Raw genomic sequence first — 12,373 nt, 5'->3', positions numbered from 1 at the left:
ATAGAAGACTTGTAGAGATCAAAGAACCAGATCAAGCTACAAGAAGATTTACATACGATAGTGAAAATAGAATAAAGGATGTGATTAATCCAAAGGGAATTACATCTATCACAAATGAGTATGACAGTGAGGGACGAACTGTAAAGCAGAGCTTCCCTGATGAGACTGTTATGACTTATGAGTATGATGATGAAAAAAAGACCTGCACTGCTACAGAGCAGAATGGTAACAGGGTCATCTATACTCATGATGAGCTAGGTCGTCATACAAAGACTACCTACTATGATGGGGAGGAAAGATATACCTACAACAACAGAAATCAAAAGACTAGCTATACAGATAAAAGAGGAAATACAACAAGATTTTCTTATGATAATAAGGGCCATCTGACAAAGGTGGTAGATGCTTTAAGAAATAAAACAAGCATTACCTATAGAGCAGATGGTAAGCCACTTGCTGTAAAGGGAGCCAAGGGCGAGGAATACCACTATGAGTATGATTTAGATGGCAAGCTTTTTGAAATAAGAAATCCACTTAATGAGACCAATAGATTTATCTATAAAAATGGAAATCTTGCGAAGGCAAAGAATGCAAATGGGGCAGCCACTTTATTTTCTTATGATGAAAGAGGTAACGTAAATACGGTAGAAGACCCAGATGGTGTTAAGACATCATATGAGTATGATAAGCTTAATCGTGTCATCAAAACCGTAAGCCCTAGCGGAGAAGTAACTACCTTTGAGTATGATAGTGCAGATAGAATCACAAGGACAGTAGATGCCCTTGGTAATGAGCGTATTTATACATACGATGCTGCGAGTAAGGTCACATCAGTAACAGAGCCAGATAAGACCAAGAGGACTTTTGACATAAATGTCATGGGAAAAGTCTCTAGGGTAGTAGATCAGGCAGGTCGAGTTACTGAAATTAAATATAACGTAATGGGTAAGCAGGAAAAGGTATGCTTGCCTAATGGTGGTGTGATTCTTTATGAGTACGACCCACTTATGCGACTTACTAAAGTCACAGACCCAGAGGGAAGAACCAGGGGATATGACTATGATAAAAATGGAAATGTAGTAGCTGAATACATAGGTGATATAAGAGTAAGAGCTCTTGAGTATGACGTGATGAATCGTGTTACTAAGGAGACAGATGCCCTTGGTCACACTAGAAGCTTTACTTATGATGAGACTGGTCTTGTTACTTCAGTAACTGATGTATTGGGAAATAAGCGCACTAGAGAATACGACCTCCTTGGACGAGTGACAAAAGAGATAGACCCTCTAGGAAATGAGACAAGCTATACCTATACAAAGCTTGGAAATATAGAGACCATCACAGATGCAGCAAATAGAGTAAGAAGATTTGAGTACACAAGAGGCGGAAAGCTCACAGCTATTTATTTTTGCGATAAGCTAGAGCAAGAGCTTTCTTACGATGGTGCCGGAAGAGTTTCTAAAAGAACATTTGCTGATGGCTATGAAATCTCATATAGCTACGATGCTTTAAGTAGAATTGAAAAAGTAAATGGAACTGATGGAAGAGCGGTGTCATACGAGTATGATGCTATGGGAAGAGCAACAAAGGTCTCAGATTCAGATAAAGATACTCTCTATACCTACACAGCTACAGGTCGCCTTAAAAGTGTAGTAGATGCTCTTTCAAATGAGACAGTTTATACATACGATTCACTGGATAACCTAAAGAGCATCCATCGAGTGGATGGACTTGCTGATGCCAGTGAGACTAAAGAGGATAGACTTCCAAAGGTAGGAGAAGATGGCCATGTGACAATCTACTCTTATAACTTGGCAGGCCAGCTTACAGAGGTAACAGACGCCTTAGGACAAAAGGAAACCTATGAATACGACCAGTACGGAAGACTTGTTACAAAAGTAGATAGAGATAATTATTCTACAGCTTATGGCTACAATGATTTGGGAAGAGTAACAAGAGTAGATTATGCCGATGGTAAGTCTGTAGCTTTATCTTATGATGAACTTGGAAGGTTAAATGAGTTTACTGATTGGCTCGGTACAACTTCTATTCAAAGAGATGTTCTTGGAAGAGTTTTATCTGTAAATGATTACAATAACAAATCAGTTTCTTATAATTATGGCAAGCTTAATGAAAGAACAGAGATAGTCTATCCAGATGGTAGAACAGTTGATTATATCTATGATGATGAAAGAAAGCTAAGAGAGCTTGTAAACGGAAATGAAAAGACAAGCTATGATTATGATGCGTATGGTAGATTGATTGAAAAGACTCTTCCAAATGGAAATGCTCAAAAGTTTGATTACTTTATAGGCGGTATGCTTAAGTCTCTTGAAATGTACGATTCAAATGGGCTTATGGATAGGTATACCTATGGCTATGACAGTAGGGGTAATCGAACCGAAGTAAATAGATTTAGAAGAGATTTAGAAAATATTTCTGGCGATTATAATTATGGATATGATTTGGAAAACAGGCTTACAGAGGTAAGTCTTGATGGTGAGCTCATCCGTAAATACGAATATGATGCTTTTGGAAATAGAACATCATTTACAGAAAATGGCATTCAAACAACTTATAACTACGATGAACTAGATAGACTTATAGAATCAGTTAATGACTCTAAGGCTATTTCATTTGAATATGATAAACGTGGAAACAGAATAGCTGAATATGAAAATGGTCTCTTAAATAAGACCTTTACTTTTGATGCTACAAATATGCTAGCAAAGGTAGTGGATAATACAAATGCTGAAGCGACTTATACTTACAATGGAATGGGAAAGCGAGTGGCTATAAGCAAGCCTGATGAGCAGATAGAATTCCTGCTTGATTTAACCAAAGACTACCACAACATGCTAGAGCGCTCTGTAAATGGTAAGACAGAATCCTACATATATGATAGCAATGTGGTTTCAATGTCTAAATCTGACGAAGACTATTTCTGTATGTTAGATGAACTAGGTTCAGGAATGTACATGACAGGCACTGATGGAGTTGTGGCTTCAGCTTATGCTTATGATGAGTTTGGAAGAAATCTAAATCCGCTAACAGGTATTCATGAAAAGCCAACATACATAAAGAAAGGCAACATCATCCAGCCACTTGCTTTCACAGGATATCAGCTTGATGAGATGACAGATAGCTATTTTGCTCAGGCGAGATACTATGATGATAAAACTGGCAGATTTGTAAGCGAGGATAAGGTTAGAGGTTATAAAGCTAAACCGGATTCTATAAATCACTATTTATATTGTTGGAATAGACCTATAAATTATGTGGATTGTAATGGAAAATATCCAACGTTGGCGGATAGTGGATTGATTTTAACGACAGAAAATTTTACAACATTTAACTATTTTGGCGATGGATTTGACAACTATATGCAGGAACGTGAGGAAAGACCGGGAATAACTTTGGAACAGATGCAGGAGGAAAATAAGGATAATCTATCAGATTTACCCGATTATACAGAGGAAGTTGATGCGTGGTTAGAAATACAAAAAGAGAAATTAGATAATGCATTTGACGTAAGCTATATAAATGGTGCTACTGTTTTTTACAATAAAGTAAAAACTGGCGGAGAAATGGATATAAAGCAAGAACGTAGATGGGAAGATGCGTTTGATGTGGAGTACTTAGGGGAAACAGAATATTTCCTGTATCATGGAGTAGTTATGAATGCATCTACTTTAGGAAACGTAACATATGCGTATATAGGAGCAAATTACTTTGATCCAGTGATGTTGTATGCGGGAGGAGGCGCTGTTCAGGTTAAAAGGCATGATCCGTGGCATTTACCAATGTTTATTATGCTTCCGTATTTAGGAGATGCTCCAGAAGATCATGAAGCGATAGCACTAGGAATAAAGTGGCACGAGGAAGGATTTTGCGATGAATAAGAGAAAAAATATTATTCTTTTTTTAGTAAGTGTTTTAGCAATTATAGGAATATTATCTTTTACAAGACGAATGTTAAAACCTGATTTAAAAGAGTTTGTCAATCAAAATAAGGAGAATCTCAGTAATATTTCAAACGAATTACTGGAAAGTGTGGATAATAAAATTGAAATATATGAGGGGAAGGGAGAACGCCCCAATATTCAAAATGTGGAATTGATTTATGATAATCTTTCATTACATGATATGGCAGTTGAAAAATATAAGGAGTTCTATGGTGAGGAATATGTTGATAGAGTAATTATATTTTTGAATGATAAACCTGATGATGAAGAGTATTTCCAGTGTGGAATTTATTATTCTCCAGAGGGTTGTGCAATTGATTATTATGGTCATCCAGTTGATGATACGGATGGAGTATATGTCTATGATGGGCGTCCTAAAAAAGTAAAAATAATGTATAGGTCTGAGAAAATCTGTGATAACTGGTATTACTTCGAGGATGCTGTTTGGTAAGGGAAAGCATGATAATAAAGGATAAGAGTAAAAAAGAGATAATAAATAGAATAATTGGTGGAGAGGCGAAAAACAGGGGATTCAATTGTGATTCAATAAGAAAAGGGCAGTTAACACATTATTTGGCGATATTTAACAGGAAAACTAGAGGGAAGGCTCAAAGGTTTGATATTTATGAAGATTTATTACATAAAGGGAAAATAAGTCTTGTATGTATGGGGGAGAAGATAGATACAGAGTATAGAGATGAATTATCATTTGAAACAGCAATGAAAAAGTTTGCTGAATATATGAATACTATTGGGTATAAAATAATGGACGATGCTCTAAATGTAAAAGATTTTCAAAGAGGAGATATAGAGCTTTTTTCTGACAATTACCAAAGATATGGGGACATTTTTTTCTTGGAAAACAGTGTAGATGCTAATGCTGATAGCAAAGATTTTTACAATTGTATAAAGAAGAATATGGAAATATTGTTTGATCGAGATTTTGATGAAATTAAAGACATATTAATGAAAATAGCGGGTGGAATAGTTTGTTTTTTTAAATCTAATGATAATGTAACAATTGAAAAAGGAAATGGTGGGATTGAGGTAGGAGTGAAAAAACAGACTAAAGATGGCCATGTTTTTTATAATGATTATGATGTTTTACATCTAGCATATATAAGCTATCAAAAGAAGACAATGGTTTTGATTGATAAATTTTTTAACGACATAGATTGTCATTGAATCTATAAATTATAGCATAGCCAAGCAAATGGACACATTTATAATGGAACACCAACCCCGTCCCTAGGTTCATTGGTCATAAAGCAATTGCTCATAGTGATTATTGGAATTATGTAGTAGATAATACTCCGGACTGGATGAATCTTTCATCAAGTGATGAATGGTATGAAAAGCAACTGCGTCATGATAGAGATACTAATGGAAAAGGTTATTCAGAATATGGTTCATTAAATTATCCGATAATGTCATCTTTGGCAGGGGACTTAGATGGAATATATGATTGGTCTGATAGAGGCTGGGTACAATTTGAGTGTGAAGAGTGATTATGAAAAAAATAGTAATAAGTTTTACATTAATAGCAATTATAGTAATCGTTTGGATTTTGCGAAGATACTATTTTTATTGCAATAGTAATCTATATTTCAAAGAATCGGTGGATTATCAACTAAGATATTACTATGGCGACAAAGAAATAGATTGCGGAAAAAGTGATGTCGAAAGAAGTAAACAAGGAGATTTATACTGTTTTATATATAGTGTTGAATTGGAATGCGATGATGTCAATTTTACAGCATATAACAAAATGTATGATAAAAGCATGCTTGGTGGTCATCTGAATAGAGATGATTATTTCGAGGTAAGAGATACATATATAAGAAATATAATTAATGCTAAAAACAGTGGTATAAAGAAATACGAAATACCGATAATGGAATCAATTTTGGACGATAAGCCTGATTATGTATTTGTGCTAGATAATAATATAGATGTGATTACTGGTTATATTAAAGATATTTTAGCTTTTGGAATTAATAACAATTATCGCTTGGATCTTTGGTTTGAAATTGTTGATAAGGATGGAAATAAACTTACAGATTCATATGCAATAATGAAAGCATGTCGGTCAGATAAAATTAACTATGAAGGTTTAGATTTGTTTTTGGATTCGTTATGGAATTAGCTAGTAACATAGTCATCAAGGAAATGGACCACAACCCCGTCCCTTTGGTTCATTATGAAGCGATAGCACTAGGAATAAAGTGGCACGAGGAAGGATTTTGTGATGAATAAAAAAAAGTCGATAGTTATAGTATTAATTCTTATTGTTATGTTTTTCTTTATCAAAGAAATTTTCTTAAAACCTAATCCTAAAGAATTTGTTATACATAATAGAGAAGAATTAACAACAATTGCGGATGAATTATTGGGTAATCTTAATGATAAAATTGATGTTTATAGAGAAAAAAGTGAATGTCCTAATGTTGATAATGTAGATAAATTGTATTTGTTATCGGTTAATCGGATAGCAGTAGAAAAATTAAAAGATTATTATGAGGAGGATTGTGTTGACAGGGTTGTTATATTTTTAAAAGATAAGCCAGAAGATGAAGAGTATTTTCAATGTGGAATTTATTATTCTCCAGAGGGTTGTGCAATTGATTATTATGGGCATCCTGTTGAGGATATAGAAGGGGTATACATTTATGATGGGCGTCCTAAAAAAGTAAAAATAATGTATAGGTCTGAGAAAATCTGTGATAACTGGTATTACTTCGAGGATGCTGTTTGGTAAGGGAAAGCATGATAATAAAGGATAAGAGTAAAAAAGAGATAATAAATAGAATAATTGGTGGAGAGGCGAAAAACAGGGGATTTAATTGTGATTCTTTAAGAAAAGGTCAGTTAACACATTATTTGGCAATATTTAGCAGGAAAACTAGAGGGAAGGCTCAAAGGTTTGATATTTTTGAAGACTTAATACATAAAGGGAAAATAAGTCTTGTATGTATGGGGGAGAAGATAGATACAGAGTATAGAGATGAATTATCATTTGAAACAGCAATGAAAAAGTTTGCTGAATATATGAATACTATTGGGTATAAAAAATGGATGATGCATTAAATGTAAAAGAGTTTCAAAAGGAAGAAGTGAAATAAAATGCGGAAAAATACAACAATAGCATTGATAATAACTGTTATTCTGACGCTGGTTATTGTAGGATGTTTTTCTTTTGGATATTTTGCAAAACAAAAAGAAAAATCTTTGAATAAGGTAGAACAGAAAAAAGAGAAATTGGATGACGAACAAGAAATTTTGTGGTCGAGTGATGGCGATACAAGTTATAAAACTGAGTTATATATACCTGAAATAGATGGGAAAATAGCGCTTAGCATTGATAAGAAATGGCCTGGCTATTTTTCAATTAGGAATGAAAGTAAAGATATCGATAAATCCCAAATTAAGCAAGTGGCAGACGATGCTAAAGAGCTTAATCCGGATGAATATGATGTTGGGGATATAATACAGTTTCCAGATGATGTACAAACAGATTTAGATAAACCAATTATGTTTGGGGTGAATTCTAATAATGAAAAATTTTTCTATATGATAAATGAAAATTTTTTTGATGAGAAGCTTGAGTTTGATATCCCACCTAAAACAATAACTGACATAAGAACGTGTAAAATTGGAGATGATAATTATACAGATATAGTTATCACTGGAACTAATGAAAAGGACAAAAAGCAAGTTTGGTTTGTTCACGGAGAATTATTTAGCACCTTTTTTTCAAGAGAGTATGATGTTGAAAAGCAGGAGTCTAAATATATAGACATAAATAACATCTATTCTTTGTTTGTAGATGAGGAGACTTCCCGCGAAATAACGCGCCAATTAGATAATTATTCCACTATTAAAGAAGCATTGGACAATTATCGCAAATATGATAATTATAGGGATGCTTTTGTCGATATGATTAATTTTAATGAAGAAGACACATCGACTGATTGTAAATATGATTTCATTGATTTTGATGGTGAAGGTTGCCTGGAATTATTGGTCGACTATGGGGACAGTCGTTTTGACATATACACATATAAAGATGGCCGCCTCTCCATTACAATCAAGGGGTCTTATGGTGGCGCTGGCGGAACGAAAGGTGGCTTATATGCTCCAGGTCACAGCTGCATGTATTATGCTGACTCTGATATGGGTGGGGCGATTAATTATGTCTCATATGAGCGCCTAGAGGGTGACGAATGGGTAAACTATGAGGAAGAGTACTATAACATCGACGAAGAAGATGGGGATATCGATGATGATGGTGAAATCGACGAGTATGAGCTGAAGTTAAAAGAACTGGCTGGTACAAGAACATATTCCAGCAGTAACAGTAATCTTTCAGAGAAAGAAATAGAAGAAATATTTAAAGAATGTGATTCTTATGAATACAAATTTGCTGGTGCGCAATTGAGTGCCAAACAGGCGCTAAAAGAACTAGAAGTGCAAGACTAAAGAAAAAAGTTATATCAAAGACTTACAATGAAAATACTAAAAAACTATTGCATTAAACGTGGCTTGCGCATATAATACAGGAAAATTAGAAATGCAGAGTAGACTGTAAAGCGTTAAGTGCTGTGTGAACAGGGAGTTGTCACGCAGACGAAGGGTAACCCGCGGTTTTATGGTCGCATCCCGCTGCTACATAGCGAGGTTTATATACACCTTCATTGTAGACAAAAGGAACTGCAAAGGAGGTGTATTTTTTATGAAAAAATTATCTAACACTAAAACACTCACACTTGCAGCAATGCTTACAGCAATCGGTATTGTACTTGGTTATTTTAAATTTCCAATCAATCAGTTTATTGAAATCCGATTTGCTTTTGTGCCACTTTGCTTGGCAGGTCTTTTGCTTGGACCTGGTATCGCTGGAGTTATGGGAATACTTGTGGATGTAGGAGGATTTTTGATGTATCCTACTGGCCCATTTTTCCCTGGATTTACATTCAGTAGCATGATGACTGGTGTGATTTTTGGACTTTTCCTTTACAAGAAGAGAGTAACACTTCAGCGCATGATTGTGACTATGGTTACATACACAGTGGTTGTAGGTGTTCTGCTTAACAGTATCTGGCTCAACATGCTTTATCTAAAGCTTGGATATTTCAACACTATTCTCTACCGTCTTCCTAAGGAAGCAATTATGCTTGTAGTTAACACAGCTATTATTTACACATTGTTAAAGGCGTTTGAGAGCGTAAAACTTTATGAAAAAATATAGTTATCAAGAGGCAATTTCTTTTTTTGAGGAATTGCCTCATTTTAAACCACCAAAAATTACAGGGACACCTGTGAAGGATATGTTTTCCCTTGATGCAGAGCTGGCCCTTCTAGAACAACTAAATAATCCACACATGGATTTGGAGTATATTCATGTGGCAGGCACCAATGGAAAAGGCTCTACTGTGGCTTATATTTCGTCTATTTTAAATCAGGCGAAACTGAAAATAGGCACTTTTGCTTCGCCTTTTTTACACAGATACAATGAGCTTTTTGTAGTAAATGGAAAAGAGATTTCAGACGAAGATTTTGCTGCTGTTTTTACAGAGGTAAAGCCTGCCTACGACAAGCTTGCAAAAAAAGGCATCCACCCTAGCGAGTATGAGATTCTCACAGTAATGGGATTTTTATATTTCAAAAAACGTAAATGCGATGTGGTTGTTTTGGAGGTAAGCATGGGTGGCAGAGTTGACACTACCAATGTCATCCCCGCGCCCATAGTGACGGTTATAGCGCCAATCAGCTACGATCATATGTCGATTCTGGGGAATACTTTGACGGAGATAGCCACAGAGAAGGCTGGCATAATTAAGCCTGGCACCAAGGTGGTATCTGCAATTCAAGAGGCGGAAGTAAAAAAGGTGCTAAGTCAGACATGCAAAAAGCAAAAGGTTCACATAGATTACATTAAAAAGCCTAAATTAATCAGGCAAAATCTTAGAGGCCAGACTTTTGAAATAGACCGTATTTACGAAACTTCACTTCTTGGAACGTATCAGATTGAAAATGCTGCACTTGCTATTCTTGCTATCAAAAAGTTTAACGAGTGCTTTAATAGCAAGAAATTCCATATTTCAGAAGAGATGATAGAGGATGGAATAAAGGATACTAGATGGTTTGGTAGATTTACTCTTGTAAGCAGGCAGCCATATGTAATTGTGGATGGAGGTCACAATAGACAGGGGGCTAGGGTACTTAGAGAATCATTGCAACAGTATTTCCCTGATAAGAAGATTACCTTTTTAATGGGAATACTAAAGGATAAAGAGGTGGATATTATCCTTGATGAATTGCTGCCAGTAGCGAAAAAATGCTACACCATGGCGGTGCCAAATGACAGGACCATGCCGCCTGGAGAATTAGCTGAAAAAATAAAAGAAAAAGGTGTTGAAGCTCAGGTAATTTCAGCTGCGGATACAGACAGATTAGATGTGGATAAGCTAGTAGAAAAAGACGATGTTTTGTGCATATGTGGTTCATTATATTTACTAAGTTTTTTCACATTTTAATGCTACAATCAACAAAAATAGGTTGACTGTGTCTTAAAGGCCGGGGGGTAGCTATGAGTGACAATTACTACATTACAGATATGAGTGGGCGTTTGCCAGTTGGTTTACCAGGTGGATTTTTCATATATGAAGCAGGCGGAAATGAGCAAATACTCTTTGCAGATGAGAATGTAATTAGGCTCTTTGGTTGCAAAACTTTTGATGAATTTTTAGAGTACGTGGATGGCACATTTAAGGGGATGGTTCATCCTGATGATTTTCACAAGATTGAAAATCAGATAGAAGCTCAAACTATCTACGCTGAGAAGCGCCACGATTATGTGAGATATAGAATTATTCCTAAGAATGGCGATGTCAGATATATAGAGGACTTTGGACATCTTTTACACTGGCCAAATGGCCGAAGCTTTTACTATGTATTCATAGTGGATGTTGAGGAGAATGAGTACGCCAACAATGCTAGCAACTCGTTTGCTGAGGCAGAAGTACTTGCCGCCAACCGTGAGACCGATGAGCTGACCGGCTTGCTTACCATGGCATTTTTCTATAACAAGGTTCAGGTGCTTCTGAATTCACCGGATTTTAGACGTCAGGATGTGGCCTTTATTCATTTTGATATTCCAAATTTCAAACTTTACAACGAGCGCCATGGATTTATCATGGGTGACGAAATCCTAAAGGACTTGGGAAAGACAATCAGGACAGTTTTTAGCGGCGCTACTGTAGCCAGATTCTCTGATGACCACTTTGTTGTATTTACAACCACTCCAAAGGATGAGGTAATTGAAAATGTAGAAGAAATCTACAGAAAGATGCTTCTTACAGAGGATGTAAATAAAAAGGTAAAGGTCAAGGCTGGTATTTATTTCATGGAGGACCCTCACGCTGAGGTGGGTTTAGCATGTGATCATGCTCGCCTGGCTTGTAACAGTATAAAGAATCGTCATGATGTAAATTATTGTATTTACGATGACATAATCCGTGATGGCTTGCGCCGACAACAGTTTGTTGTTGACCATATTGATGAGGCTATTGCCAATGACTATATAAAGGTATTCTACCAGCCTATTATTCGTGTGGAGACTGGTAAAATATGCGGATACGAGGCTCTTGTTAGATGGATTGATCCAAATGATGGAATGCTTCCTCCTAGCTATTTCGTGGAAACACTGGAGAAATTCCACTTGATTCATTTTGTAGATGAATTCGTGGTAAAAAAAGTATGTCAGGATATCAGGAGGCTTGCCGACCAGGGGGAGGAGCTGGTTCCAGTTTCTATCAATGTGTCAAGACTTGATTTTGAAGTCTGTGATGTGTTTAAGCTGCTTTCTGATTTCTGTGAGATATATCAGATTCCGCATAATATGCTTGAGGTGGAAATTACTGAGAGCGCATTTAATGATAATACAGGTATTATCAAGGATGCCACTAAGAAGATTAGAGAAGCCGACTTTGATGTTTGGATTGATGATTTTGGAAGTGGCTACTCGTCACTTAACACTATTGCTGAGTATGAGTTCGATGTACTAAAGCTTGATATGGTATTTTTAAGAGGTTACGAGAAAAATCCAAAATCAAAGCCTCTTATGAAATACATTGTAAGTGCTACCAATGCCATGGGAATTCTTCCGCTTTGCGAGGGCGTTGAGACTGAGGAAAGCTATGAATTCTTAAAGGAAATCGGATGCAACATGGCTCAGGGATACTATTTTTCAAAGCCAATGCCACTGGATGCGTTAATTGATTCTATGTACGCTAAGGGGTATGAATGGGAAGAGTTAGGATAACTGATTTTTAATGGAGTCTGGAGAAATCCAGGCTCCTTTTTTTCCGGCTTTCGTACTTTATTTTCAACATGAAAAAAATTATAAT

Annotated in this window: 11 protein-coding genes and 1 riboswitch; all 11 genes read left to right on the top strand. The window is 35.9% G+C overall.

Translation table 11 applies throughout. From position 1 onward, the window contains the following. On the top strand, positions 1 to 3,902 hold a 3,902-nt coding region (locus F0Q01_RS13610), incomplete at its 5' end, for an RHS repeat-associated core domain-containing protein (RefSeq protein WP_163927289.1). Then, the gene (locus F0Q01_RS13605; protein ID WP_090489955.1) at positions 3,895 to 4,416 is read left to right on the top strand and encodes a hypothetical protein; all 522 of its coding nucleotides are present in this window, start codon (positions 3,895 to 3,897) and stop codon (positions 4,414 to 4,416) included. The genes F0Q01_RS13610 and F0Q01_RS13605, both read left to right, overlap by 8 nt. Further along, on the top strand, positions 4,410 to 5,150 hold the full coding sequence (locus F0Q01_RS13600; RefSeq protein ID WP_090489953.1) for a hypothetical protein: 741 nt from the start codon (positions 4,410 to 4,412) through the stop codon (positions 5,148 to 5,150). Before F0Q01_RS13605 ends, F0Q01_RS13600 begins: the two co-directional genes overlap by 7 nt. 137 nt (positions 5,151 to 5,287) lie before the next feature. Next, positions 5,288 to 5,473, top strand: coding sequence for a hypothetical protein (locus F0Q01_RS13595; protein WP_090489951.1), 186 nt, complete (start codon positions 5,288 to 5,290; stop codon positions 5,471 to 5,473). Between the two features lie 2 nt (positions 5,474 to 5,475). After that, on the top strand, positions 5,476 to 6,111 hold the full coding sequence (locus F0Q01_RS13590) for a hypothetical protein (protein ID WP_090489949.1): 636 nt from the start codon (positions 5,476 to 5,478) through the stop codon (positions 6,109 to 6,111). Between the two features lie 99 nt (positions 6,112 to 6,210). Continuing rightward, on the top strand, positions 6,211 to 6,723 hold the full coding sequence (locus F0Q01_RS13585; protein ID WP_163927288.1) for a hypothetical protein: 513 nt from the start codon (positions 6,211 to 6,213) through the stop codon (positions 6,721 to 6,723). Further along, positions 6,717 to 7,052 (top strand): hypothetical protein, encoded by a 336-nt coding sequence (locus tag F0Q01_RS13580; RefSeq protein ID WP_090489945.1) that lies wholly within the window; start codon positions 6,717 to 6,719, stop codon positions 7,050 to 7,052. The genes F0Q01_RS13585 and F0Q01_RS13580 overlap by 7 nt, the downstream gene beginning before the upstream one ends. Before the next feature lie 36 nt (positions 7,053 to 7,088). Next, complete coding sequence (locus F0Q01_RS13575) at positions 7,089 to 8,444, top strand: hypothetical protein (protein WP_090489943.1); 1,356 nt, start codon at positions 7,089 to 7,091, stop codon at positions 8,442 to 8,444. A gap of 92 nt (positions 8,445 to 8,536) precedes the next feature. After that, positions 8,537 to 8,632: riboswitch (THF riboswitch) on the top strand. A gap of 65 nt (positions 8,633 to 8,697) precedes the next feature. Beyond that, the gene (locus tag F0Q01_RS13570; protein ID WP_090489941.1) at positions 8,698 to 9,213 is read left to right on the top strand and encodes a folate family ECF transporter S component; all 516 of its coding nucleotides are present in this window, start codon (positions 8,698 to 8,700) and stop codon (positions 9,211 to 9,213) included. Then, positions 9,200 to 10,501 carry a bifunctional folylpolyglutamate synthase/dihydrofolate synthase gene (locus tag F0Q01_RS13565; RefSeq protein ID WP_090489939.1) on the top strand — a complete coding sequence of 434 codons (1,302 nt, stop codon included), beginning with the start codon at positions 9,200 to 9,202 and terminating at the stop codon, positions 10,499 to 10,501. The genes F0Q01_RS13570 and F0Q01_RS13565 overlap by 14 nt, the downstream gene beginning before the upstream one ends. A gap of 53 nt (positions 10,502 to 10,554) precedes the next feature. Then, positions 10,555 to 12,288, top strand: a complete 1,734-nt coding sequence (locus tag F0Q01_RS13560; RefSeq protein WP_090151438.1) for an EAL domain-containing protein — start codon at positions 10,555 to 10,557, stop codon at positions 12,286 to 12,288. Positions 12,289 to 12,373: the final 85 nt, after the last annotated feature.

The organism is Pseudobutyrivibrio xylanivorans, from assembly GCF_010906925.1.
Lineage (GTDB): Bacteria > Bacillota > Clostridia > Lachnospirales > Lachnospiraceae > Pseudobutyrivibrio.
This window is presented reverse-complemented; position numbering and strand designations above follow the sequence as displayed.

Bases quoted from the DNA above. Each gene is read 5' to 3' on its own strand.
- F0Q01_RS13565 (WP_090489939.1), top strand. From the start codon at position 9,200: ATGAAAAAATATAGTTATCAAGAGGCAATTTCTTTTTTTGAGGAATTG.
- F0Q01_RS13595 (WP_090489951.1), top strand. From the start codon at position 5,288: ATGAATCTTTCATCAAGTGATGAATGGTATGAAAAGCAACTGCGTCAT.
- F0Q01_RS13560 (WP_090151438.1), top strand. From the start codon at position 10,555: ATGAGTGACAATTACTACATTACAGATATGAGTGGGCGTTTGCCAGTT.
- F0Q01_RS13575 (WP_090489943.1), top strand. From the start codon at position 7,089: ATGCGGAAAAATACAACAATAGCATTGATAATAACTGTTATTCTGACG.
- F0Q01_RS13570 (WP_090489941.1), top strand. From the start codon at position 8,698: ATGAAAAAATTATCTAACACTAAAACACTCACACTTGCAGCAATGCTT.
- F0Q01_RS13605 (WP_090489955.1), top strand. From the start codon at position 3,895: ATGAATAAGAGAAAAAATATTATTCTTTTTTTAGTAAGTGTTTTAGCA.
- F0Q01_RS13590 (WP_090489949.1), top strand. From the start codon at position 5,476: ATGAAAAAAATAGTAATAAGTTTTACATTAATAGCAATTATAGTAATC.